This window comes from Sulfurimonas sp. (genome assembly GCF_014859695.1).
In the GTDB taxonomy this organism is placed as follows: domain Bacteria; phylum Campylobacterota; class Campylobacteria; order Campylobacterales; family Sulfurimonadaceae; genus Sulfurimonas.
The window spans coordinates 18,878-41,603 of record NZ_JACUTS010000012.1 but is presented as its reverse complement, the minus strand read 5'-3'; the positions used below and the strand labels follow the sequence as shown (position 1 = coordinate 41,603).

General features: G+C 39.1%; 27 protein-coding genes and 4 tRNA genes. 25 read left to right on the top strand and 6 right to left on the bottom strand.

Going from position 1 to position 22,726, the window contains the following annotated elements; genetic code table 11:
• Nucleotides 1–246: 246 nt before the first annotated feature.
• The 17 genes from rpmJ (at nt 247) to IBX42_RS03990 (ending at nt 12,473) form a co-directional block, all read left to right on the top strand.
• Nucleotides 247–360 carry a 50S ribosomal protein L36 gene (rpmJ, locus tag IBX42_RS04070; RefSeq protein ID WP_008338806.1) on the top strand — a complete coding sequence of 38 codons (114 nt, stop codon included), beginning with the start codon at nt 247–249 and terminating at the stop codon, nt 358–360.
• 2 nt (nt 361–362) lie between these two features.
• Complete coding sequence (gene rpsM / locus IBX42_RS04065; RefSeq protein ID WP_294929170.1) at nt 363–725, top strand: 30S ribosomal protein S13; 363 nt, start codon at nt 363–365, stop codon at nt 723–725.
• A 10-nt stretch (nt 726–735) separates the two neighbouring features.
• Nucleotides 736–1,128 carry a 30S ribosomal protein S11 gene (gene rpsK / locus IBX42_RS04060; RefSeq protein WP_294929167.1) on the top strand — a complete coding sequence of 131 codons (393 nt, stop codon included), beginning with the start codon at nt 736–738 and terminating at the stop codon, nt 1,126–1,128.
• Nucleotides 1,129–1,139: 11 nt separating this feature from the next.
• The gene (gene rpsD, locus IBX42_RS04055; protein WP_294929164.1) at nt 1,140–1,766 is read left to right on the top strand and encodes a 30S ribosomal protein S4; all 627 of its coding nucleotides are present in this window, start codon (nt 1,140–1,142) and stop codon (nt 1,764–1,766) included.
• Between the two features lie 21 nt (nt 1,767–1,787).
• The gene (locus IBX42_RS04050) at nt 1,788–2,780 is read left to right on the top strand and encodes a DNA-directed RNA polymerase subunit alpha (RefSeq protein ID WP_294929161.1); all 993 of its coding nucleotides are present in this window, start codon (nt 1,788–1,790) and stop codon (nt 2,778–2,780) included.
• A 23-nt stretch (nt 2,781–2,803) separates the two neighbouring features.
• Nucleotides 2,804–3,154 carry a 50S ribosomal protein L17 gene (rplQ, locus tag IBX42_RS04045; RefSeq protein WP_294929158.1) on the top strand — a complete coding sequence of 117 codons (351 nt, stop codon included), beginning with the start codon at nt 2,804–2,806 and terminating at the stop codon, nt 3,152–3,154.
• Between the two features lie 94 nt (nt 3,155–3,248).
• Complete coding sequence (locus IBX42_RS04040) at nt 3,249–4,481, top strand: aldo/keto reductase (RefSeq protein WP_294929155.1); 1,233 nt, start codon at nt 3,249–3,251, stop codon at nt 4,479–4,481.
• Nucleotides 4,482–4,561: 80 nt separating this feature from the next.
• On the top strand, nt 4,562–4,837 hold the full coding sequence (locus IBX42_RS04035) for a NifU family protein (protein WP_294929152.1): 276 nt from the start codon (nt 4,562–4,564) through the stop codon (nt 4,835–4,837).
• A gap of 17 nt (nt 4,838–4,854) precedes the next feature.
• On the top strand, nt 4,855–5,445 hold the full coding sequence (locus IBX42_RS04030; protein WP_294929149.1) for a hypothetical protein: 591 nt from the start codon (nt 4,855–4,857) through the stop codon (nt 5,443–5,445).
• The gene (locus tag IBX42_RS04025) at nt 5,435–6,730 is read left to right on the top strand and encodes a UDP-N-acetylmuramoyl-L-alanyl-D-glutamate--2,6-diaminopimelate ligase (protein ID WP_294929146.1); all 1,296 of its coding nucleotides are present in this window, start codon (nt 5,435–5,437) and stop codon (nt 6,728–6,730) included. Before IBX42_RS04030 ends, IBX42_RS04025 begins: the two co-directional genes overlap by 11 nt.
• Nucleotides 6,731–6,969: 239 nt before the next feature.
• Nucleotides 6,970–7,344, top strand: a complete 375-nt coding sequence (locus IBX42_RS04020) for a (2Fe-2S) ferredoxin domain-containing protein (protein WP_294929143.1) — start codon at nt 6,970–6,972, stop codon at nt 7,342–7,344.
• Between the two features lie 3 nt (nt 7,345–7,347).
• Nucleotides 7,348–7,713, top strand: a complete 366-nt coding sequence (gene panD / locus IBX42_RS04015; RefSeq protein ID WP_294929140.1) for an aspartate 1-decarboxylase — start codon at nt 7,348–7,350, stop codon at nt 7,711–7,713.
• A gap of 1 nt (nt 7,714) precedes the next feature.
• On the top strand, nt 7,715–8,032 hold the full coding sequence (locus IBX42_RS04010) for a YbaB/EbfC family nucleoid-associated protein (RefSeq protein ID WP_294929137.1): 318 nt from the start codon (nt 7,715–7,717) through the stop codon (nt 8,030–8,032).
• Nucleotides 8,033–9,013 carry a PDZ domain-containing protein gene (locus tag IBX42_RS04005; RefSeq protein ID WP_294929134.1) on the top strand — a complete coding sequence of 327 codons (981 nt, stop codon included), beginning with the start codon at nt 8,033–8,035 and terminating at the stop codon, nt 9,011–9,013.
• A gap of 12 nt (nt 9,014–9,025) precedes the next feature.
• A complete protein-coding gene (locus IBX42_RS04000; RefSeq protein WP_294929130.1) occupies nt 9,026–9,871 on the top strand; it encodes a polyprenyl synthetase family protein in 846 nt (281 codons plus the stop codon).
• A 166-nt stretch (nt 9,872–10,037) separates the two neighbouring features.
• Entirely contained in the window at nt 10,038–11,957 is a 1,920-nt protein-coding gene (gene tkt, locus IBX42_RS03995) for a transketolase (protein ID WP_294929127.1), read from the top strand.
• A 264-nt stretch (nt 11,958–12,221) separates the two neighbouring features.
• Nucleotides 12,222–12,473, top strand: coding sequence for a helix-hairpin-helix domain-containing protein (locus tag IBX42_RS03990; RefSeq protein WP_294929124.1), 252 nt, complete (start codon nt 12,222–12,224; stop codon nt 12,471–12,473).
• Here IBX42_RS03990 and IBX42_RS03985 read toward each other — a convergent pair.
• A complete protein-coding gene (locus tag IBX42_RS03985) occupies nt 12,448–13,140 on the bottom strand; it encodes an endonuclease III domain-containing protein (protein WP_294929121.1) in 693 nt (230 codons plus the stop codon). The two genes, IBX42_RS03990 and IBX42_RS03985, sit on opposite strands and share 26 nt — an antisense overlap.
• Nucleotides 13,137–14,045 (bottom strand): AEC family transporter, encoded by a 909-nt coding sequence (locus IBX42_RS03980; protein WP_294929118.1) that lies wholly within the window; start codon nt 14,043–14,045, stop codon nt 13,137–13,139. Before IBX42_RS03980 ends, IBX42_RS03985 begins: the two co-directional genes overlap by 4 nt.
• Before the next feature lie 56 nt (nt 14,046–14,101).
• On the opposite strand from IBX42_RS03980, the gene IBX42_RS03975 reads away from it, so the two are divergent.
• Complete coding sequence (locus IBX42_RS03975; RefSeq protein ID WP_294929115.1) at nt 14,102–14,422, top strand: thioredoxin family protein; 321 nt, start codon at nt 14,102–14,104, stop codon at nt 14,420–14,422.
• Between the two features lies 1 nt (nt 14,423).
• On the opposite strand, the gene rlmB is transcribed toward IBX42_RS03975, so the two are convergent.
• From rlmB to IBX42_RS03960, 3 genes are read right to left on the bottom strand one after another with little or no spacing between them, the layout of a single operon-like run.
• The gene (rlmB, locus tag IBX42_RS03970; RefSeq protein WP_294929112.1) at nt 14,424–15,173 is read right to left on the bottom strand and encodes a 23S rRNA (guanosine(2251)-2'-O)-methyltransferase RlmB; all 750 of its coding nucleotides are present in this window, start codon (nt 15,171–15,173) and stop codon (nt 14,424–14,426) included.
• Nucleotides 15,174–15,208: 35 nt separating this feature from the next.
• Nucleotides 15,209–16,000: a S16 family serine protease gene (locus IBX42_RS03965; RefSeq protein ID WP_294929109.1), complete on the bottom strand. Its 792-nt coding sequence runs from the start codon at nt 15,998–16,000 to the stop codon at nt 15,209–15,211.
• Nucleotides 16,001–16,049: 49 nt separating this feature from the next.
• On the bottom strand, nt 16,050–16,787 hold the full coding sequence (locus IBX42_RS03960; protein ID WP_365943309.1) for a Lon-like protease helical domain-containing protein: 738 nt from the start codon (nt 16,785–16,787) through the stop codon (nt 16,050–16,052).
• A 206-nt stretch (nt 16,788–16,993) separates the two neighbouring features.
• Here IBX42_RS03960 and IBX42_RS03955 point away from each other — a divergent pair, with 206 nt between their 5' ends.
• Together IBX42_RS03955 and IBX42_RS03950 are read left to right on the top strand one after the other, a co-directional pair.
• Nucleotides 16,994–17,605, top strand: coding sequence for a hypothetical protein (locus IBX42_RS03955; RefSeq protein WP_294929106.1), 612 nt, complete (start codon nt 16,994–16,996; stop codon nt 17,603–17,605).
• A gap of 21 nt (nt 17,606–17,626) precedes the next feature.
• Nucleotides 17,627–19,990, top strand: a complete 2,364-nt coding sequence (locus IBX42_RS03950; protein WP_294929103.1) for a heavy metal translocating P-type ATPase — start codon at nt 17,627–17,629, stop codon at nt 19,988–19,990.
• Here the strand turns inward: IBX42_RS03950 and IBX42_RS03945 are convergent.
• Complete coding sequence (locus IBX42_RS03945) at nt 19,985–20,716, bottom strand: YaaA family protein (RefSeq protein ID WP_294929100.1); 732 nt, start codon at nt 20,714–20,716, stop codon at nt 19,985–19,987. The genes IBX42_RS03950 and IBX42_RS03945 overlap by 6 nt on opposite strands.
• A 150-nt stretch (nt 20,717–20,866) precedes the next feature.
• On the opposite strand from IBX42_RS03945, the gene IBX42_RS03940 reads away from it, so the two are divergent.
• From IBX42_RS03940 to tuf, 5 genes are all read left to right on the top strand, one after another.
• Nucleotides 20,867–20,943 (top strand) — tRNA-Thr (locus IBX42_RS03940).
• Nucleotides 20,944–20,998: 55 nt separating this feature from the next.
• Nucleotides 20,999–21,083, top strand: a tRNA-Tyr gene (locus IBX42_RS03935).
• 14 nt (nt 21,084–21,097) lie between these two features.
• Nucleotides 21,098–21,174, top strand: a tRNA-Gly gene (locus IBX42_RS03930).
• A gap of 157 nt (nt 21,175–21,331) precedes the next feature.
• Nucleotides 21,332–21,406: transfer RNA gene (locus IBX42_RS03925), tRNA-Thr, on the top strand.
• 90 nt (nt 21,407–21,496) lie between these two features.
• Entirely contained in the window at nt 21,497–22,696 is a 1,200-nt protein-coding gene (gene tuf, locus IBX42_RS03920) for an elongation factor Tu (protein WP_294929097.1), read from the top strand.
• The last annotated feature ends 30 nt before the right edge of the window (nt 22,697–22,726 follow it).

Here is a 22,726-nt window from a genome sequence, read left to right as displayed (position 1 = left end):
CTTTTTAAAACCCTAAAGCAATTATCGAGCCTATATCTCGTCGGATTTACCTATTAATCTTATATGAAACATAATGCTTTAATAAATCTTTTACATTTATTTGTGTATAATCCTCATCCGCTTTGCTGTTTTGACAACAAGCTAGAGTATTTTTACCTATATAGAGATATATAGATAAAAGTATTGGTAAACGGATATAGATGTTTGCCTAAATGCAGCAAAGAATTAATATAGAGGAGACTTTCAATGAAAGTACGTGCTTCAGTTAAGAAGATGTGTGATGACTGTAAAGTTATCAAGAGAAAAGGCATTGTTAGAGTGATCTGCAAAGTTAAAAAACATAAACAGAGACAAGGATAATCATGGCTCGTATTTCTGGTGTTGATTTACCTAAAAAGAAAAGAATTGAGTATGGTCTAACATACGTATATGGCATTGGTCTACATGCTTCTCGCAAGATTTTAGATGCGACAGGGATAGACTATAACAAAAGAGTTTACGAACTTAGCGAAGATGATGTTGCGGCGATTACAAAAGAGATTCGTGCAAATCATACTGTAGAAGGTGATCTTCGTAAGCAAGTTGCAATGGACATTAAAGCACTTATGGATTTAGGTTCATACAGAGGTCTTCGTCACCGTCGTGGTCTTCCATGTCGTGGTCAAAAAACTAAGACAAATGCGCGTACTCGCAAGGGTAAACGTAAAACTGTCGGCGCAGCATAAGGATTAGCAAATGGCAAAAAGAAAAGCTGTTAGAAAAAAAGTAATAAAGAAAAATATTGCACGTGGTATCTGCCACATCTCTGCATCATTTAACAATACACTTGTAACTATTACAGATGAAATGGGCAACATGATTGCTTGGAGCTCTGCAGGTAGTCTTGGTTTTAAAGGTAGCAAAAAATCTACTCCGTTTGCAGCTCAAGCAGCAGTAGAAGATGCAGTAGCAAAAGCTCAAGTGCATGGCATAAAAGAACTTGGTATTAAAGTTCAAGGTCCCGGTTCAGGAAGAGAAACTGCAACTAAAGCAGTAGGTTCCATTGAAGGTATTCGCGTAACATTTATGAAAGATGTTACTCCACTGCCACACAATGGTTGTCGCGCGCCTAAGCGCCGTAGAGTTTAAGGAGATTACTGATGGCAAGATATAGAGGTCCAGTAGAAAAAATCGAAAGAAGATTTGGAGTTAGCCTTAACCTAAAAGGGGAGCGTCGTTTAGCAGGTAAGTCTGCATTAGAGAAACGTCCATATGGTCCGGGTCAACATGGTCAGCGTCGTAAAAAAGTATCAGAGTACGGTTTACAGTTAAATGAAAAGCAAAAAGCAAAATTTATGTATGGTCTTTCTGAGAAGCAATTCCGCGCACTATTCGTTGAAGCTAAAAGAAGAGAAGGCAATACGGGTACAAACCTTGTTACTTTAATTGAGCAGAGATTAGACAATGTTGTTTACAGAATGGGATTTGCAACGACACGTCGTTTTGCACGCCAACTTGTAACACATGGCCACCTTCTTGTTGACGGTGCTAAATTGGATATTCCTTCTTACCGTGTAAGACCGGGACAAAAGATTGAGATTCGTGAGAGCAGCAAAAACAACTCTCAGATTGTTCGTGCTCTAGAGCTTGTAAATCAAACTGGTCTTGCACCATGGGTTGATATTGATGCTGATAAAAAATTCGGTATCTTTACTCGTTTGCCGGAGCGTGAAGAAGTTGTTATCCCTGTAGAAGAGCGTTTAATCGTTGAGCTTTACTCGAAATAAAAGTTAAATAAAAGGCGTTAAATGAAAAAAATTAAAACTACTCCACTTGCTCCTCAAGAGTTTGAGGTAGAACAGATTAGTGAAAATGAAGCTAATATTATGGCATACCCATTTGAAACGGGTTATGCTATATCTTTAGCTCATCCACTTCGCCGTTTTTTGTTAAGTAGCTCAGTTGGTTATGCTCCTATAGCTATTAAAATTGAAGGCGCTAAACATGAGTTTGATTCTGTACGCGGTATGCTCGAAGACATTTCAGACTTTATTTTAAATCTTAAAGAGATAAGATTTAAGCTGCTTGGCGGTGCTACAGAGACAGAAGTTAACTATAGCTTTGCCGGTCCTTGTACCATTAAAGGCGGCGACCTTACAAACAGCGAAGTAGAAGTGGTAACACCGGATATGCATTTAGCAACTCTAAATGAAGATTCAGTGCTTAACTTTAAGATCAAAATTGCTCAAGGTATCGGTTATGTTGCTAGTGAAGACACTCATGATGGGCTAGAAGAGGGATATATCACACTAGACGCATATTTCACTCCTGTTCGTAGCGCAACATATAGAATTGAGAACGTACTTGTAGAAGATAATCCTAACTTTGAGAGAGTGATTTTAAACATCAGAACTGATGGACAAATTTCTCCGCTTGATGCATTTAGAAATTCGCTAGAAGTTATGTATGCTCAATTAGCTGTATTTAACAGTGAAATAAGCGTTAAATCTCCGGCTGCTATTGAGAGAACAGAAGAGAGCCCGGACCTTAAAAAACTAACTATGCATATTGATAATTTAGGTTTGAGTGCAAGAAGTTTTAACTGTCTTGACCGCTCAAATATAAAATTTATAGGTGAAATAGCGTTAATGAGTACAAATGACCTCAAAAACGTTAAAAATCTTGGTAAAAAGTCATATGATGAGATTGTTGAAAAACTTCAAGAGTTTGGATATGAAGTTGGAGGCGATCTTGCAGATGAGATCGTTAGTGGACTAAAAAAGAAAATTGAAGCTTTATAGGCTTGTAAAAAGAGGAATTATAGATGAGACATCGTCATGGATACCGTAAACTAGGTCGTACAAGCTCACACCGTGCAGCTCTACTTAAGAACCTAAGTATTTCGTTAATTGAACATGGTAAAATAGAGACTACTATTATGAAAGCAAAAGAACTTCGTTCTTACGTTGAAAAACTTATCACTATCGCCGGTAAGGGCGATTCTAATGCTCATAAAGCAGTATTTGCGGCGCTTCAAAGTAAAGAGGCAACTAAAACTTTAGTAAATGAGATAGCTCCTAAGTATGTTGATCGTCCAGGAGGATACACTAGAATTACTAGAACTCGTATCCGCCGTGGTGATGCTACTACTATGGCATTCGTTGAATTAGTATAATTTAGCACAAATAAGCAGAAAGACCCGTCGGTCTTTCTGCTATCCTTCAAGATTTCCACATTCAAAACTACTTAAATTATAAAAGTGAGACATTATGAGTAATTTTGCATTTGGAACTTATAGAATAAGTGATATAAATCCACAACACATTGAAGCCTTAAAAGAGGCGATAGAATCCGGTATAGAGATGATAGATACATCTTCAAACTATATGGATGGCGGCGCAGAGCGTGCAATCGCAATCGCTTTTAGAGAGTTCGATGAAGATAAAAAAGATCAAGTCGAAATAGTAAGCAAATTTGGGTATCTTCAAGGAACAAATCTGCTTAACTACAAAGAAGACCCCTCAATAATTGAGAATGAAAAAGAAGTTGTAAAATACAGCGATGAGTGCTACCACTCTATAGCAAAATCATTTATGCATGAGCAGTTAAGCGCTTCACTGCAAAGACTTGAGATGCAGAGGATTGACTGTTATCTCATACACAATCCGGAGTACTATATTTTAGACGCAATCAACAGAGGTATGGACAAAGATGAGCGTCTAGACGAGATGTACAGAAGATTACAAGAGGCTTTTGTAGGGCTTGAAGAGGAAGTTAAAAGCGGTAGAATAGGCTCTTACGGCATCAGTTCCAACAGTTTTTCTCTCCCACGCGCAAGTGATGAATTTCTGCCGTATGAAGATTTGCCGACGCTTGCGTATAATGCGGCAATGATAGTCGGAAACAGAACTCACAGCTTTACAACCATAGAGCTTCCCATTAATATTTTGGAGAGGGATGGGCTGAAATGCGCTTCATGGGCAAAAAAGAACGGGCTTAGAGTTTTAGCAAACAGACCGCTAAATGCAAAATATAATGAAATGATGTACCGCTTGGCTGATTATGATGAGAGTAAGGATTACTACACATACTTTAATGAGCTGATGGAAGTTTGCGACAATGAAGCTCTAAGACCTCTTTATAATCTGTTGGAGCAACTCGATGCAACTAAGCACAAATTTGGATGGATCGGCGATTATGATCTTTTTCTATTTACCCAGATAATACCGCATATGAGAAAAACCCTGCAAAAAGTAGATGAAGAGAGCAGCCGGACAATGCTAGATTTTATTGATCTTTTTCTCATCGAGTATAGAAAAATGGTAGCACATGAGTGTGCAAAAAGAACAAGAGCAGAGCTAAAAGAGTTCTTTAAAGAGTGCAGCGCTACAATGCCGGAGTGCTCACTAAAGTTTTTAATAAATAGCGAAAATGTCGATTATATCCTCGTTGGGATGAGGAAGTCTTCATATGTGCATGAAATCCTTTCGCTGGATAGGTAGCTTCTGTTTTTTATGACTTGTTAAGCAATATTTGCATATCTTATGAAAACAATAAAAGATATAAATTATAAAGGATGGGCATGATACCATTTACAGACGAAGAGTTGATGAATCCGGCAAGAAGCGTTATAGACAAAGTTCGTCCATCTTTGGCTCTTGATGGCGGAGATATAGAGTTTATAACAGTTAAAAACTCGAAGGTATATATACAATTAAGAGGTTCTTGCATAGGTTGTGCCAGTAGCGGTAGCACGTTAAAATACGGCGTGGAAAGACAGCTTAAGATGGCTATCCATCCTGAGATAACAGTTATAAATGTACCAATAGGCATGGAAGACGAAATAGATAATTTATAAAAAATGAAGGAGACAAAATGGCAATAAGTAAACATAAAATATTATCACAAGCTAAAGACAGTTTCTCCAAATCAGACTATAAAAATGCACTGGAGAAGTTTGCAGCAGTACTGCAGAATTTTCCAAATTCAAAAGAGGCTTACAACGGCGTTATATTGGCAGAGATGGCACTCAGTGGGGAAGGTGGTGCCGAGGCTCTTTTTGACTATTATGAGATATTGAAAGAGGAAGACAAAGAGCAAGCAGACATCATCATGAGCGATATTTTGCAAAATATCGACGGCTCAATGGAGAAGCTTAGCGAAGTGTTTGCACAGCCTATCCGCGACAGAATAGAGTTTGAGGACGGTATTTTGTATAAAGATTTTAAGGCGTTGATTGATTCTGGAGAGAGTTTTAAAGAGACTTTTGAAAACATAATGTTCTCTACAAGAGTTATAATCACCCAAAAAGAGGACTTTGTCGACTTCTTGGACAGTCTTATGGACCATGGTTTTGCGGAGATGGCTTTGACCTATTTGGAAAATGCTCTAAGCGTTTACCCGAGTGATGTACTTCTTAGAAAATTGCTTACAAAGCTGACAAAGGGCAAAAAAGTTGAAAATTGAACTGCCGGAAGAGGAGTTTAGGTATATAACCGAAAATTCGCAGGAGTGCGACAAAGAGACGGCATTCGTGCTCACGGCTCAAAATGAGAAGTATCTTCAAAACGCAAAAGAGAACGGCGCTCACTCGATTATAAGTATAAAAGATGTTGCAAAACTCTTTGGCGTAGAGAATATAAAAATTGTCGGAATTACCGGAACAAACGGCAAGACGACGACGGCAAGTGCTATCTACTCATTTTTGCTAGATCTTGGTTACAAGGTTGCAATGCAGGGAACGCGCGGTTTTTTTATGAACGATGAGCTTATCGAGGGTAAAAGTTTAACAACGCCTTCCGTTTTAAATACATATAAGCACATCTATCAGGCAGTAGCGGCTGGATGTGAGTTTTTTATCATGGAAGTAAGTTCGCACGCCATCGCTCAAAAAAGAGTAGAGGGGCTTGATTTTGAACTTAAAATTTTAACAAATATCACTCAAGACCATCTAGACTATCATAAGACAATAGGCGAATATATTGCCGTTAAGAACAGCTTTTTCCAAGATGATGGAAAGAAACTCATCAATAAAGATGAGACAAAAGCATCGTTTAATTTTAAAAATACTTTTACATACGGCATAGAAAACTCTGCCACATATAGGCTGATTGCTTATTCGCTCAATAATGCAACAAGCGGAATTATTCAAAACATAAAAGATGTGGTGCCTTTTACTGCATCTTTGCATGGATTTTTCAACCTTTACAACTTATTGGCGGCTATTGCGGCAACTCATATATTGAGTGGCAAAAAGCTTGAAGAGGTCTGTGAAGTTGTGGATAATTTTGCCGGTGTGAGTGGGCGAATGGAGCAGGTAAGCGAAGTGCCGAATGTTATAGTTGATTTTGCGCATACGCCTGATGGCATACAGCAGGTTTTAAATGCACTCAAAGAGAAAGAGCTTTTGGTTGTCTTTGGAGCAGGTGGAGATAGAGACAGAAGCAAACGACCTCTTATGGGAAAAGTTGCTGCAAGCCTAGCGAAAAAGCTCTATATTACAAGCGACAATCCTAGAAATGAAGACCCTCAAAGTATCGTAGATAATATTTTAGAGGGGATTGAAGACAGAAGCATTGTCACTGTAGAGCTAAACAGAAAAAAAGCTATTCAGATGGCGCTTGATGAGCAGCAGGAGGATGAAGTAGTTGTAATTCTTGGAAAAGGTGATGAATCTTTTCAGATAATCTACGATGAAAAATTTCCTTTTGATGACAGAGAAGTAGTAAGAGAGTTGCTAAAAATAAGTTAAATTCTTACTGATGTTACGCACTAAAACGAACGCGTCCGTTTTAGTGGCAGGGACAAATGTCCCTACAACCCCCTAAAGCTACGAAAAGGGTACTTTTCGAGAAGATTAGAGGTATTTACGAACTTTTTTGCAAAAGTGCGTAAGGGGTCAGATTCTTAAAGAAAAAAAGTTATTTATACGCATTAATATTTATGAGATTATTTTTGCTATAATTGCGAAAAATATTAAGGACGGACATTATGGGAATTCCTCAACCGGCATTTTACATATTCAAGTGTGAACAATCAGCTCCTCCGGGCATGCCGAAACCTTCATGCGTAACGCCACAGACACAGGATCTGTTTCAGCATTTGGCACAGAAATTGATGAAAGAGGGCGTGATGGGAACAGTTCAACCTATCCGTACATCGTGTCTAAACCGCTGTAGTTCGGGTCCTGTTATGCTTGTAGAGCCGGGACATTTTATGTACGCAGCACTTACTAAAGAGAAAATTGATAGAATAGTGGAAGAACACATCATCGGCGGCAAAGTGATTGAAGAGTTTTTAATTAGTTCCGAAGTGTGGGACGAACCGATATCGCCGTGCGATATGAAAAAACAGATGGGAATGTAAAAAATGACAATAGAGATGTTGTACAGCAAAATTCATCGCGCTACCGTAACTGATGCTAACCTAAACTATGTTGGTTCTATTACCATAGATCAGGAGCTGATGGAAGCTGCAAAGATGAGGGTTGGACAAAAAGTTGAGATACTTGACATCAATAACGGTGAGAGATTTTCAACATATATTATTTTGGGTGAACGCGGCAAAAGAGACATCTGTCTAAACGGTGCGGCTGCTAGAAAAGTTCACAAAGGCGATAAAATCATTATAGTTGCGTATGCTACTTATGACGAAAAAGATTTAGAGACATATAAGCCAAAAGTTGTTTTAGTAGATGAAAACAATGATATCGAAGAAATTTTAGAGAGTATCTAAAATGTTTGGCAACTTGGGCGACATGGGTAAAATGCTTGAAGGAATGCAGGAGAATGCTAAAAAACTTCAAGCTGAGCTAGAGTCTAAAGTTTTTAAGGTAAAAAGCGGCGGCGGCATGGTTGAAGTAACCATTAACGGAAAAGGAGAGGTGATTGATATAAATATCGATGACTCACTCCTTGATGACAAAGATTCACTTCAGATCCTGCTTATCGGCGCCATCAATGATGCAAACAAAATGGTAGAAGACAATAGACAAAACAGTGCTTTAGGTATGCTTGGTGGAATGGGTGGTGCAAATCCATTTGGGACTAAGTAAGTGCTTAGGCTGCTTTTAGCGCTTAACCTTCTCTTTTTAAACCTTTATGCATGTAAAGGCGGTTCTGATTCTTGCAGACTTAAAGTTGTCGACTCAAAAGCCATAGCGTGCACCTCTCTTCATATACCACTCAAAAACAATCAAAAATTAATTTTTTCCAAAACTAAACCAACTGCAAAAATAATCAAACATGACCCCTTTCTCTCACTCTATCTTGTAGAAGACAAAAATAGTTTTAAATACCCTTTTAGAGTCAACATAAATCAATCCCTCGGGAGTTTCGGTGTTGACAACAGCAGTGTGATTGAGGGTAAGATTATAAAGAGACAGGTTGGGCTGAACAGTTTTGCAACATTTAGCAAACCGCTCTCTGCACCGAGTCTGCTTCTAAACAGCTGTTGTGCCATAGAGGGAGTCGTGACTGAGCGCGGAATAATCGAAAAAGAGTATATAGCGCATTTTTTAAAGAGCAAAAAGGTGGCTTATGGAGACTTCGGCATCAGAGTCAAGAATGTCGGTTCTGACGTTGTTGTTTTCAGCTCCAACCCTTTTATAAAAGAGAATAGGTTTCAAAAAGGCGATATACTCCTTGAGCTGGATGGCAAAAAAATTAAAAACAGTGCTGCGTTTATGAGAGATGTGCTATTTAGCGAAATCGGTTCTACTCACAGTGTGAAAATCAAACGTGGGAATGAGTTGCTTACTTTGAGCGCAAAGAGCAAAAACAGAGTCGGCGGCGGATATTTGAGCGATACGTTTTTAGAGTTTTTGGGCATATCGTTTGATAAAAATCTCTTTATCACCAAAATAGAGAAAAAAGCTGAGCATTACGGTCTCAAACTAGGAGATCAGTTACTGCAGGTCAACATAAAAGATGTAAAGAATGAAGAGGAAATATTAGAGATAATAGACAATCCTAAAAAGAGTGCAAATCTTCTCTTTGAAAGAGAACAATTTCAGTTTTTTGTGAAAGTAAATTAGGTAAAATTTCATATGCAGAACTTTGAGAATTTTTTACTAAATTACCTACCGACTTCAAAAAGCATACATCCGACTTATGAAGAGGCGCTTCAAAAAATGCTCCTTGCAGGCGGGAAGAGATTTCGTCCCGCACTTTTGCTAGGAGTGGTAAATGCGTACAACCCGCTTTTAATAGGCGGAGCGTATCATGCTGCTTACGCGGTTGAACTTCTGCATACTTACTCTCTTATTCATGATGATTTGCCTGCGATGGACAACTCGCCGTTAAGACGCGGAGAGCCGACTCTGCATGTACTTTATGATGAGGTAACTGCTATTTTAGTCGGTGATGCGTTAAATACCTACTCTTTTGAGGTTTTAAGCAACGCTCCATTTTCCGACTATACGAGAGTCGCTCTTGTAAGAGAGCTTGCAACAAGCGGCGGCTTAAACGGTATGGTCTTGGGGCAGGCGATTGACTGCTACTTTGAAAACAGAGCGCTTGGCATTGAAGATGTAAGAGTTTTGCACACAAACAAGACGGCAAAACTTATTGCAGCTTCACTTAAGATGGGTGCAATTATTGTCGACCGTGAAGAGTTGGCAGATACTCTTTATGATTTTGGCGTAAGACTTGGACTTTTGTTTCAGATACAAGATGATATTTTGGATGTGACACAGAGCTCGGAGGAAGCAGGAAAACTAACAAACAATGATGAGTCAAAGAACAGTTTTGTGACGCTTCTTGGGCTTGATGAGGCGCTAAAAGAAGCAGATGAGTTGGCTCAGACGCTTATAAAAGAGATGGATGGGTTTGATGAGAAGTTAAAAAACGAGCTATTTCCGCTTCTTGTACACTATATAAACAGACATAAATAGCTAACCTACGCATTTTCACAAAAAAGGCGTAAAAAATACTTTGTAGTTCTCGAAAAACTTGTTTTTCGTAGCTTCAGGGGGTTGTAGGGACTTTAGTCCCTGCCACTAAAACGGACGCGTTCGTTTTAGTGCATAACATCAAATAATAAATGAAGGCAATAAAATAATGAGTAATGAAATGCGTCAAAAAATGGCAGACAGTATAAGATTTTTAGCGGCAGATATGGTTCAAGCGGCAAATTCAGGACATCCTGGCGCGCCTATGGGCTTGGCGGACATTGCGGTAGTTTTAAGTGAACACTTAAATCATAATCCTAAAAACCCATCTTGGTTAAACCGCGATAGGCTTGTTTTTTCCGGTGGTCATGCAACAGGACTTATCTACTCTCTTTATTATCTTTGGGGATACGGCTTGGGGATTGAAGATTTGAAAAACTTTCGCCAGTTAGACTCAAAAACCCCTGGGCATCCTGAATTTGGACACACTGAGGGCGTTGAAATTACTACAGGTCCTTTGGGTCAGGGCGTTGCAAATGCGGTAGGTTTTGCCATGGCTTCAAAATTTATGGGCGCTCAGGTTAACTCCGATACGGCAAAAGTTATAGATCACAATGTTTACTGCTTGTGCGGTGACGGCGACTTAGAAGAGGGTGTTAGTTATGAAGCGTGCTCTATAGCAGGACACAACAAGCTTGACAATCTTATTCTTATCTATGACTCTAACCGCATTACAATCGAGGGTTCTACAAGTTTAAGTATCAGCGAAAACATTCGTCTTCGCTTTGAGTCTCAAGGTTGGGATGTACAAGAATGTGACGGTCATGATTTTGATGCGATTGATGGCGCAATTACCGTTGCAAAAGCAAATACTAAGCCGACGATCATCATCGCAAACACGACTATCGCAAAAGGAGGAGGAAAACTTGAGGGTTCTCATCACTCTCACGGTGCTCCTCTTGGCAGCGATGTAATTGCTGAGGCAAAGAGTGCTTGTGGATTTGATGCGACAAAGAGTTTCCATGTAGATGAAGATGTTATGGCTCGTTTTAGATGTGCGATTGAAAAAGGTGATTTAGCGGAGCGTGAGTGGATTCACTCCCTTAAAGCGCTTCCTTTAATGGAGCAAAATGAGACGTTAGATGCTTTTCAAAATCCAGATTTTTCAAGAATTCAGTGGCCGACTTTTGAGAAGGCTGATGCTACGAGAAATACAAACGGAAAAATTCTAAATGCAATTGCAAAGGCTCTTCCATGCTTTTTAGGCGGTTCCGCAGATCTTAGTCCTTCAAACAAAACAGAGCTTCTTGACATGGGTGTTTATCCAAAAGGGAGAAATATCTACTTTGGTATCCGCGAACATGCAATGGCGGCTATTACAAATGCGATTGCACTTTACGGACCGCTTATGCCGTTTTCTGCAACGTTTTTTGTCTTCTCGGACTATTTGAAACCTGCTGCGCGTATCGCGGCTCTTGCGGGGATACAGCACTTCTTTATCTGGACACATGATAGCATCGGTGTAGGCGAAGACGGTCCTACGCATCAGCCGATTGAGCATTTAAGTCAGTTTAGAGCACTTCCAAACTTTTATGTTTGGCGTCCTGCGGATGGTGCGGAGAATATTGAGGCGTGGAAAACTGCACTCAGCATGAAAAAATCTCCATCAGCTTTTGTATGTTCACGCCAAAATCTCTCAGTTCTTCCGGCTGCGGTTAAAGGGAGTGCTGATAGAGGCGGATATCTTCTTGCAAGTGATGAAAATGCAACTGTTACATTGATGGCTTCAGGCTCAGAGGTAGAACTTGCGCTTAAAATAAAAGAGGCGCTGAATGCAAAAGGAGTTGAAGCAGATGTTGTTTCCGTCCCATGTTATGACCTATTTATTGAGCAAGACAAAGCGTATATAGATTCTATTATTAAACAAGATAGTAAAAAAGTAGCTATTGAAGCTGCTCGCGGTTTAGAGTGGTATAGATTTGCCGATGAGGTTATCGGTATGGATACATTCGGTGCTTCTGCTCCGGCAGATAAGCTTTTTGCCAAGTTCGGCTTCTCTGTAGAAAATATTCTCTCAAAAATTAAATAATTTGCTTATAGGCTAATTGCCTATAGGTAAAACCTCTTTATTTTATCTCCTATATATATTAAATCTTTAAAAAAACCTTTACACTTCTAAAAACTAGATTGTCATACTTGTCATTGCGAGGCTTTAGCCGTGGCAATCTAAGAGTGAGTTTTTAGAGGTATCCACTCGCAAAAATAGAAAATTTTATTAGATTTTATTAATAATTAATGTTAATTTAATATTAATAAAGTACAATTTAACATCTTGCGTTAAAAGGAGTTAGAAATGAAGTTGTTCTCACTATTGATTATAGGTGCCGTTTTGTGTTTTGGAGCTGTGGATATTAACAAAGCTGATAAAGATGAGCTTATGAGTATTAACGGTGTCGGCGAAGCAAAAGCAAATGCCATTTTAGAGTATAGAAAAGCAAATGAGTGTTTTAAAAGTGTAGATGAGCTAAAAGAAATCAAGGGCTTTGGAGATAAAATGTTAGAGAAAAATAGAAGCAGTATTACTGCTGAGGGTTGCAAAAAATAGTTGTTTTTAAAAAACAGCCTACTCCATATGGTTTTTTGGAGTAGTGTCTTTTGCCATGCTCTACTATTAGAGCATGAAACTCTTGGTAGGCTATAAGCAGCTCTTTTTCATCTTTTATGCACTCTTTTAGGGAGTTTTGCATAAGAGATTTTATCTCTAAGTACTTTGTTCTCTCATCTGCAAAACCTAACCCAATCAACAATCTTTTTGTATAGGCATCTACTTTAAACTCTCTCTGATTATAACCGTAGAGCAACATAGAATCCGCCGTCTCTTCGCCAATACCCTTTACATGTAAAAGAGCCTCTCTTGTGGGAGTAGCACCTTTTAGATTTTTGTAAAATTTTATAAATTCTAAAATATACTCTGTTTTTTGGTTGAAATAGCCTGATGGTCTGATAGCCTCTTTTAGTTCGTCTATATCCATACTCTCTATCGCATCTGCATGTAGAGCACTCTTTACATGTAGATTGTTTAAAGATTTTACGACGGAAGCAAATGTAGTGTTTTGAGTTAAAATCGAGCCAAGACACACTTCAAATATCTCATCTCTGTTTCGCGGGAAACTATAATCAAGTTTATGATATCCGCAACCTGTTATAGGCCACCACCCTTGAGGACCGTAGGCTTTGTGCAGTGTTTTATAAATCTTATATATTTTGTTCATAGATATGTTAAAACCTTTGTGCCTGCAAAGATTACTCCCAAAAACAAGACAGAGGAGATAAATACTAGAGCGGTAACGATTTTTGGTTTGCAGTCATATAACGAGGCAAAGTTGACATTTGCTATAGCAAGAGGCATTAAGAGCTCTAAAAAGATTACTCCTTTTATCATGCTATCCATCTCAATACTATAAAGAATCAAAAAAGCAACAGCGGGCAAAAATAGAAATTTTATACTTATAATCCACAACGTAAGTCTTTTGCTAATCTCTTTTACCTCAGTGCCGTAGAGATACATACCGAACAAAAACAGCTGCATAACAATGGAAGCGTAAGCCCCCATCATAAGCACTTTCATTATCTCATCGTTTGGTTTGTAGCCCTGCATACTAAGGATTATTGCCGCCGTAGCCGCCCATAAAATAGGGAGTTTAACTATGTTTTTTAGCGATGTTTTTACGTCAAAACTCCCTCTTGAGTAGTAATAGACCCCGATAGTATAGACAACAAACACGTTCATAAGATTTATGATAGTCGTGTAGGGGATAGACTCTTCGCCAAATATTGCTATGTTTAAAGGTATGCCCAAATTTCCCGTATTGCCTATAATAGCCGCAACTGTTGCAATGGAGTACTCTTTTTTATCTTTAAAGAGCCTCTTTGCAACCAGCGCCGAGATGAGTAAAACTATAGCAACAATAACTAGATATACGGAGGGCGCATAAAGAAGCGTGATGTCAACGGGGCGAATCAGAAGTCCCCAAAATGTTAAAAAAATCTGTAAAAAATAGACGTTTATAAGCGTAATCGTCTTATCGTCGATGCTCTCTTTAAAGCTCATTTTTGCGATAAAGCCGATAAGTATAAATATATAGATGCCGAGTATTGAAAATATTATGGAACTCATAAAGGGATTATAACAGATAGTGTATAATTCCCCACCAAAAAAAGAGGTGCTCCCTTATGCAAAACAGAGATGAGATAAAAAAAATTCTAGAAGAAAATCCAGCCGTTATGCTCTACTTTTCAGCACCCACATGCAATGTTTGTCATGCGCTAAAACCAAAACTTTTTGAAGCGATAAAGAGCAACTTTAAAGAGTTTCAAATCATAAGCATAGACACTTCAGTAGATCAAGAGATAGCCGCGCATTTTAGCGTTTTTGCCATCCCTACCGTTTTGGTTTTTCTTGAGAGCAAAGAGTTTTTGAGAAAATCACGCCACATGAGCGTCGATGAGATCGTGCAAGAGATAAAACGCCCTTATGAGATTATGATGAGATAATTTACTTCATAAAAGCGATAAGCGAAGCGGTAACTGCAACATTAAGTGACTCTACACCACGGTTCATAGGGATGCTGATAGAGTCGTTACATAGTTTTTCTATCTCTTTTGAGACTCCTTCACTCTCGTTTCCAAGAACAAATATGCATTTGTCGCTTTTTTTCAAATCATAGATACTGTTTTTTGCATGTGAAGAGAGCAGAAATATTTTTGTATCTTTTAGCTCTTTTAAAATCTCATCGAGCGTATTGCAGTAGTAGATTGGGAGTTTAAAAAGCGTTCCTGCACTCGCTTTTATAACAAGCGGAGAGATTTTTGCGCTGCTTTTTTTAGGAAGAATAATTCCATCGACATAACCTGCCGCACATGAGCGGATAATCATCCCTAGGTTTTGAGGGTTTTGTATGCCGTCAAGCGCTAAGAGTTTGAAACTTTTTAAACTCTTTATCTCATTTGCGCTTTGGTAGGAGGAAGCAATGATGTCAATCGCCACACCTTGGTCTTGTTTTGCATTTTTACTGATTCTGCTGAGTGCATTTTTATCGTGATAAACTACCTCAATGCCTCTTTTTTTTGCAAGTTTTAAGATAGTCTCTACCGCACCGTCTGGTTTGTTAGAGTTTGACATGTGAAGTTTATGAATACCGATGTTTTCATCTTGAAGAACCTCTATGACTACATTTCTGCCATAAAGCGTGATTATCTTCTCAAAGTATGCTTTTTTGTTTTTGTACTCTTGTGAATCTTCCAAAACTTGCCTTTTGTTTATATTGATGTAATTTTACACTATTTATCTGTTTTATTCTCTTCATCAGGGCTATCACTCTTCTTGCGATAAAAATCTTTTGCGTTTTTTGAGAACTCCTCAAGACGAACCATTACCATGCCGTTTATGCTAGATGGTGGATAGTTGCCGTTTTCATCAGTTTCTCCCGCTTCTACACCGGTTAAAATCTCTATACCTTCATTTATAGTTTTTACTGCGTAGATTGCAAAGTTGCCTTTTTCTACCACTTCAAGAACTTCAGTTTTGAGCATTAGATGCTTGATGTTTGTTTCTGGAATAATGACGCCGTAAAATCCATTTTTGTCTCTGCGCATGCATATGTCGAAAAAGCCCTCTATCTTCTCGTTTACTCCGCCTATGGGCTGGATTTCGCCAAATTGATTAACAGAACCCGTAACTGCGATGTTTTGTTTTATAGGCAGGTTTGCAAGCGATGAAAGAATGGCGTAGAGCTCTGTTGAAGATGCGCTGTCACCGTCTATTTTATTGTAGGATTGCTCAAAAACCAAAGAAGCAGAGAGGCTTAAGGGTTTGTTTTGGGCGTACGTTGAGCCAAGGTACGAACTAAGAATCATAACTCCTTTTGAGTGAAGAGGTCCGCCCAGTTCAACTTCTCGCTCAATATCTATAATCTCGCCTTTGCCGATGCGTGTTCTAGCGGTAATTTTAGAGGCTATACCGAAGTTGTATCCTCCCATGGAGATAAAACTAAGCGCATTTATCTGACCTACTGCACTGCCTGATACATCAATCATGATGGTGCCCTCATCAATCTGTTCGTAGAGTCTCATCCGTATGCGGTTTGCCCTATCGATGCGTGTCTGGAGTACCTTGTTTATATCATCCTTCTCTGCCGCCGAGTGAGAGTTCTTTCATAAAGGGCATCATCGGCATTTCGTCGGGTTTTACCAAAAAATCCTGTACATGTCGGATAACATAATCCTCTAAATCATCAAGATAGGCAGTGATTTTGTCTGAATATTTGTACTTGGAGCGCACTTCGTCAATAAGCGATTCGACCGACTCCTTAGTCACTCTCTTCTCTAAATCTTTAAGCTCTTTTCTTTGCGCTTTGTTTAGCTCATTTACACCATGCAGACCATCTTTTACAATTTTCTCAAACTCATCGACCTTCTTCTCAATCTCCTCTTTCTCTTTTCCCTCTATGGCGTTGAACTCTGAGGCAGTAATGACTTTACCGTTTATGACGGGCGCCAAGGTGACTCTGTTTTTAGAGCTGGCATCCATTGAAATATCATGTTTTTTTGCCTCGTCTTGGAGATGTTTGAAAATCTGCGTCTCTTTTTCCATATATTTTTGGTTGATAGCCTCATACTCATTGCGGTAAGCACTGCCTTCAAAAACAGTCGGAAGAATCTCTTTTAAGAGCTCGACAAGATCATCCATGTCATCTTTAAATCCTACGGCATGTCCTGAGGGAAGTTCTATGGCAATGGGTTTTCTAGGGTCTTTAAAGTTGTTGACATAGCACCAGTCGTTTGGTGCCTTTTGGCTTCTTGCTTTTTTTTGCAAAAAGTTCATCACGGTAGAGTGTTTGCCGCTGCCCGAGGTTCCCATGGCAAAAAGATTGTAACCGTCTTGCTCAATGTTCGCGGTAAAGTCTATAGCTTCGAGTGCATTTTCCTGTCCAAAAGGCTCCTCTAGCGGTTCAAGCTCCTTAGTGGTTTTAAATGAAAAAAGCTTATTCCATTATTAAAAATGTTTAATTGATAAAATAGTGCTATACTTTAAAAAAGATAAAATCAAAAAAACCGGAGAGTTTGATGGATAGTAGAATAGATGAGATAGCACAACAGATAAAAACTCTTGAAGACGAACTTATGGCAGAGCTTAGAAAAAAGCAGGATGAATTTTTTTATACGCTTGAGGATAAAAAGGTAAAGTTTCAAGAGAACGTAATAGAAGAGGGGAAATCCAGGATTGTAAGCTCCATCAAATATTTATCATCGTTTCCTGTTTTAGTAATTTTCACAATCCCTTTTATCTGGTCGATGATGATTCCCGCACTTCTTGCAGATATCTTTGTTACTATTTATCAAACGGTCTGTTTTCCTATATATAAGATACCAAAAGTTAAAAGAAGTGATTACGTAGTCATAGACAGATACAATCTTTTTTATCTGGATAGAGTTGAGAAGATAAACTGTTTGTATTGTGAGTATTTTAACGGTGTCATAGGCTACACAAGAGAGATAGCGGCAAGAAGCGAGCAGTTTTGGTGTCCCATAAAACACTCAAAACCGCAAATTGACATGCACTCAAGATATGATAAATTTTTTCATTTTGGGGATTATGACACATACAGAAAAGAGCTTGAAGAGAGAAGAGCAGACTTTAAAGATTTACTAGAGGAAACAGAGGTAACTAAATCTTAATTATATAAGGAGGGTAGCGATATGGAGATCAATTTTAAGAGAGAACCCGATCAGCTAAAAGACCCAGTTTGCGGCATGAATGTCTCTAGTGATTCTAAATACTATTATAATTACTCTGGAGATGATTACTATTTTTGTAGCGAGCAGTGTCTTTTGAAGTTTAAAAAGAATCCGCAAAAATATTTAAAAGAAGAGAGTACATCTATCTGTGACGATGAAGAAACCTGTTCTATAGATATTCAAAAAACTTACGAAAAAGAGCTTCAAACCACTCAGTACACATGCCCTATGCATCCGGAAATAGTTCAAGATCATCCAGGTTCCTGCCCAAAATGCGGTATGGCACTTGAACCTGTTGTCGCAAAAGCAGTAGAAGAAAAGAATGAAGAACTCATATCTATGAGTCGTCGTTTTTGGGTTAGTACGGCTCTTTCTATTCCTGTGTTTGTTTTAGCAATGATTTCAGACTTATTGCCTTCATTATTACCGAGTGTCTTAAGCATGAAAATGGTTCAGTGGATAGAGTTTTTACTAGCCACACCTGTTGTTTTTTGGGGTGGCTGGCCATTTTTTGTCCGAGGTTACAAATCTCTGCAAACTATGAATTTAAACATGTTTACGCTGATTGCTATAGGTGTATTCGTTGCTTGGGCTTATAGTGTAGTCGCTTTGATAATGGCGCATATTTTTCCGCCTATGATGCAGATGAGTGATGGTTTGGTACATGTATATTTTGAAGCGGCAGCTGTAATTACAACGCTTGTGCTTTTAGGACAGGTGCTTGAGTTGCGCGCTCGCTCTCAAACCAACGCAGCAATCAGACTTTTGCTAGAGCTTGCTCCAAACAGCGCACGGATAGTAAGAGAAAACGGTAATGAAGAGGATATCGCACTTGATAAAGTAAATGTCGGAGACATTCTGCGTGTCCGCCCGGGGGAAAAAGTTCCTGTTGATGGAGTGGTTATAGAGGGTGAGAGCAATGTTGATGAGTCAATGGTTACGGGTGAGCCGATTGCGGTCAAAAAGTTTGCAGGCGAGAAACTTATAGGCGCCACTATTAACTCAAGCGGCACTCTTCTTATGAGAACCCAAAAGATTGGTGCAGATACTCTGCTTTCACAAATCATAGATATGGTCTCAAAGGCACAGCGTTCTCGTGCCCCTATACAAAAACTGGCTGATGTAGTATCTTCTTATTTCGTTCCAGCTGTTATCGGTATCAGCGTAATAACGTTTTTTGTCTGGTGGATATGGGGAAGTGAACCTCGTCTGGCTTATGCTATCGTCAGTGCCGTTTCTGTACTCATTATCGCATGTCCGTGCGCACTCGGTCTTGCTACGCCCATCTCTATAATGGTAGCAACGGGACGAGGTGCTACAAGCGGGGTATTAATCAAAAATGCCGAAGTCTTAGAAATAATGGAAAAGGTTGATACTCTGGTAGTCGATAAAACAGGAACATTGACAGAGGGAAAACCTAAACTGGTAAATATACATGTAGAAGATGGAATTAGTGAAAATGAACTCTTACGTTTGGTTGCTAGTTTGGAGAGAGCGAGTGAGCATCCGCTCTCAGAAGCTATTGTAAATGGTGCGAAAGAGAGAGAGGTAGAGTTAGTTAAATCTGATAATTTCAAATCTATAAGCGGTATGGGAATAACAGGTGAAGTTGATGGGCAAACAGTTGCAGTCGGTAATTTAAAACTGTTTGAGAGCTTAAACATAAACGCAGTTGAATTGTCAAAAAAAGCAGATATAGAACGCTCTGATGGCAAAATTGTTATGTTGGTTGCCGTTGGCTCAAAAGCAGTCGGTCTCATTGCCATTACCGACCCTATCAAAGAGAACACGGCAGAAGCCATTCAAAATTTACATCAACAAGGCATAAAAGTAGTCATGCTAACAGGCGATAGCCGAACCACGGCAGAAATTGTCGCAAAAAAACTTGGCATAGATGAAGTACATGCTGAGGTGTTGCCTGAGCAAAAAGCAGAGATTATTAAAAAGCTTCAAGCACAAGGACATATCGTTGCAATGGCGGGTGACGGTATAAACGATGCACCTGCACTTGCTCTTGCACATGTCGGCATTGCTATGGGAACTGGAACTGATGTTGCGATGGAGAGTGCCGGTGTTACCTTAGTAAAAGGCGATTTAAGAGGCATAGTCAGAGCCAGAGTATTAAGCAGAGCGACAATGCGAAATATCAGACAAAATCTCTTTTTTGCCTTTTTTTACAACTCAGCAGGAATTCCTATTGCGGCAGGAGTTCTCTATCCATTTTTTGGTTTGCTGCTCTCTCCGATGATAGCCGCAGCAGCGATGAGCTTTAGCTCGGTCTCTGTTATAGCAAACTCTTTAAGGTTGAGAAAAATAGAGTTATAAATTTGTAATATTGTAAACAATCTCGGTTCTGTTTTTTATTACCTTAATCTCTGCAACGCTTAGACCATCTATCTCTAAGGACATAAACTCGCTTATCGAGTTTATCTCATTTTGCGCAACTGCTTTAAGCACCAAGCCTCTGTAGGCCTTTGCCCAGTGGCTTACGGTTTTGCCCTCTTTTAAAAACTTCAGCGTGGTATAGGGCTTTTTAACTTCATAAAATTTATCATAATATCCAGCGCGCAAGTCCAAAATCTCACAGTTTGCGAGGTAGAGTTCAAGTTGATAGGAAAATCTATCTTTGTAGAACTTATCGGGTATAAAACTGCCTACATTGTTCCCCTGCTTTACTTTATAGTTAGCTATAGTATCTCCGCCTAAAATCGCTCCGTAAAGGTTTGAGAATATGATTGTATTTGATTTAAGATACTCTTTTGCTTCTGTTTGAAGTGAGTCAAAATCTAGATACTCATAAGCCACACCGTTATAGCGCTCAATCGCACACATAAGAGGCGAGTTGAAAATATCACATATATATGCTTCGCAGTCGCTAAATTTTTTAAAGCCAAATAGCTCTTTTATGGCATCATTATTGCCGCTATTGACAATAGTGTTGTACTCATTTAGTATGCCCTCTCTTGCACTATTAGAACCAAATAGCTCTTTTTTATCCTCATCTCCTCCGATTTTTTTGCCCTCAGCGGGTGAAAATAAAATCTTTAACATCTAAAAACAACCTTTACAATATATATAAAATTAGAAATATGTGAGCAGATAATAACCAATTTTACTTAAAGAGTTGGATTCGACAAATAATTAATAAAAAACTCTTGACATTGAAAATATATTGCACTATAATTCTGGCTCAAATTCGATGCCGACATAGCTCAGTTGGCTAGAGCAGCTGATTTGTAATCAGCAGGCCCGGGGTTCGAATCCTCGTGTCGGCACCATTGAATTTGAGAATATTAGAAACAGTGTTAGACCGGACAAAACATATATTGTTATGGTGAGATAGTCAAGTGGCCAACGACGGCGGACTGTAAATCCGCTCCCTACGGGTTCAGAGGTTCGACTCCTCTTCTCACCACCATTTCAATGGCACATGCGGGCGTAGCTCAGTTGGCTAGAGCGTCAGCCTTCCAAGCTGAGGGTCGAGGGTTCGAGTCCCTTCACCCGCTCCATTGAAACATTCTGGAAGCTGAAGTACAAATTCAACCTACTTCATATTATGATTTGTATATTTATAGTATTGTTCTATAATTTACATAGCTATCTACACAAAAATTTACTAATATTTAAAAAAAATTATGCAATTATTGCTTGTTTTATATTTACTATGCTCTCGTGGCTCAGGGGTAGAGCACTTCCTTGGTAAGGAAGAGGTCGGCGGTTCAAATCCGCTCGTGAGCTCCATAAGATAGAGTATAGATAAAATTTAAGCAATAATTGAATAATTTTTGGGTACAATTCCATTTCTATTCACAAATTAAGTCGGAGGACACTATGGCAAAAGAAAAGTTTGAGCGTAATAAACCGCACGTAAACATTGGAACTATTGGTCACGTAGACCATGGTAAGACAACATTGACAGCTGCAATTACTGCAGTATTAGCAGTAACTAACGGTGCAAAAATGATGGATTATGATCAAATCGATAATGCTCCAGAAGAGCGCGAGCGTGGTATTACAATTGCAACATCACACGTAGAGTATGAAACAAATAATCGTCACTATGCACACGTTGACTGTCCAGGTCACGCCGATTATGTTAAAAACATGATTACGGGTGCTGCACAAATGGATGGTGCTATTCTAGTTGTTTCTGCAGCTGATGGTCCGATGCCACAAACTCGTGAGCACATTCTTCTTTCTAAGCAAATTGGTGTTCCTGCCATGGTTGTTTTCATGAACAAAGAAGATATGGTTGATGATGAAGAACTTCTTGAATTAGTTGAGATGGAAATTCGTGAACTATTAGATATGTATGATTTCCCGGGCGATGATACTCCAATCGTTGCAGGTTCAGCTCTTAAAGCTCTTGAAGAGGCGAAAACCGGTACTCTTGGACCATGGTCAGCTAAAATTCAAAAATTAATGGCTGAAGTAGATAGATATATTCCAGAGCCGGCTCGTGAAGTTGACAAAGAGTTCTTAATGCCAGTTGAGGATGTTTTCTCAATCTCTGGACGTGGAACTGTTGTTACTGGTCGTATTGAGCGTGGTACAGTTAAAATCGGTGATACTATTGAAATCGTAGGTATCCGTGATACTCAAAAAACTACTGTTACCGGTATTGAAATGTTCCGTAAAGAGATGACGGAAGGTTTAGCTGGAGATAACTGTGGTGTTCTTGTTCGTGGTATCGGTAAAGATGATGTTGAGCGTGGTCAAGTTCTTTGTAAGCCAGGCACAATTAATCCACATACAAAATTTACAGCTGAGATTTATGTACTAAGTAAGGAAGAGGGTGGTCGTCATACTCCATTCTTCACAAATTACCGTCCACAATTCTATGTTCGTACTACAGACGTTACAGGTGCAATTACTCTACCTGAGGGTACTGAGATGGTTATGCCGGGCGACAACGTAAGTATTACAGTTGAATTAATTCACCCAATCGCTATGGAAAAAGGTACTAAGTTCGCTATCCGTGAGGGTGGACGTACTGTTGGTGCCGGTGTTGTAGCTGAGATTATTGCATAATTCGCTTTAGCGAATTTGCATTAATCCTTT

Excerpts from the sequence above, each read along its gene's own strand:
- IBX42_RS03965 (WP_294929109.1), bottom strand. The coding sequence starts at position 16,000 with ATGAGACTCTACGAACAGATTGATGAGGGCACCATCATGATTGATGTA.
- IBX42_RS03975 (WP_294929115.1), top strand. The coding sequence starts at position 14,102 with ATGCAAAACAGAGATGAGATAAAAAAAATTCTAGAAGAAAATCCAGCC.
- tuf (WP_294929097.1), top strand. The coding sequence starts at position 21,497 with ATGGCAAAAGAAAAGTTTGAGCGTAATAAACCGCACGTAAACATTGGA.
- rpsM (WP_294929170.1), top strand. The coding sequence starts at position 363 with ATGGCTCGTATTTCTGGTGTTGATTTACCTAAAAAGAAAAGAATTGAG.
- IBX42_RS03990 (WP_294929124.1), top strand. The coding sequence starts at position 12,222 with ATGAAGTTGTTCTCACTATTGATTATAGGTGCCGTTTTGTGTTTTGGA.
- tkt (WP_294929127.1), top strand. The coding sequence starts at position 10,038 with ATGAGTAATGAAATGCGTCAAAAAATGGCAGACAGTATAAGATTTTTA.
- IBX42_RS04000 (WP_294929130.1), top strand. The coding sequence starts at position 9,026 with ATGCAGAACTTTGAGAATTTTTTACTAAATTACCTACCGACTTCAAAA.
- IBX42_RS04050 (WP_294929161.1), top strand. The coding sequence starts at position 1,788 with ATGAAAAAAATTAAAACTACTCCACTTGCTCCTCAAGAGTTTGAGGTA.
- IBX42_RS03950 (WP_294929103.1), top strand. The coding sequence starts at position 17,627 with ATGGAGATCAATTTTAAGAGAGAACCCGATCAGCTAAAAGACCCAGTT.
- IBX42_RS03960 (WP_365943309.1), bottom strand. The coding sequence starts at position 16,787 with ATGGGAACCTCGGGCAGCGGCAAACACTCTACCGTGATGAACTTTTTG.
- IBX42_RS04030 (WP_294929149.1), top strand. The coding sequence starts at position 4,855 with ATGGCAATAAGTAAACATAAAATATTATCACAAGCTAAAGACAGTTTC.
- rpsD (WP_294929164.1), top strand. The coding sequence starts at position 1,140 with ATGGCAAGATATAGAGGTCCAGTAGAAAAAATCGAAAGAAGATTTGGA.
- IBX42_RS03980 (WP_294929118.1), bottom strand. The coding sequence starts at position 14,045 with ATGAGTTCCATAATATTTTCAATACTCGGCATCTATATATTTATACTT.
- IBX42_RS04010 (WP_294929137.1), top strand. The coding sequence starts at position 7,715 with ATGTTTGGCAACTTGGGCGACATGGGTAAAATGCTTGAAGGAATGCAG.
- IBX42_RS03945 (WP_294929100.1), bottom strand. The coding sequence starts at position 20,716 with ATGTTAAAGATTTTATTTTCACCCGCTGAGGGCAAAAAAATCGGAGGA.
- IBX42_RS04020 (WP_294929143.1), top strand. The coding sequence starts at position 6,970 with ATGGGAATTCCTCAACCGGCATTTTACATATTCAAGTGTGAACAATCA.
- IBX42_RS03955 (WP_294929106.1), top strand. The coding sequence starts at position 16,994 with ATGGATAGTAGAATAGATGAGATAGCACAACAGATAAAAACTCTTGAA.
- rplQ (WP_294929158.1), top strand. The coding sequence starts at position 2,804 with ATGAGACATCGTCATGGATACCGTAAACTAGGTCGTACAAGCTCACAC.
- rpmJ (WP_008338806.1), top strand. The coding sequence starts at position 247 with ATGAAAGTACGTGCTTCAGTTAAGAAGATGTGTGATGACTGTAAAGTT.
- IBX42_RS04040 (WP_294929155.1), top strand. The coding sequence starts at position 3,249 with ATGAGTAATTTTGCATTTGGAACTTATAGAATAAGTGATATAAATCCA.
- panD (WP_294929140.1), top strand. The coding sequence starts at position 7,348 with ATGACAATAGAGATGTTGTACAGCAAAATTCATCGCGCTACCGTAACT.
- IBX42_RS04035 (WP_294929152.1), top strand. The coding sequence starts at position 4,562 with ATGATACCATTTACAGACGAAGAGTTGATGAATCCGGCAAGAAGCGTT.
- IBX42_RS03985 (WP_294929121.1), bottom strand. The coding sequence starts at position 13,140 with ATGAACAAAATATATAAGATTTATAAAACACTGCACAAAGCCTACGGT.
- rpsK (WP_294929167.1), top strand. The coding sequence starts at position 736 with ATGGCAAAAAGAAAAGCTGTTAGAAAAAAAGTAATAAAGAAAAATATT.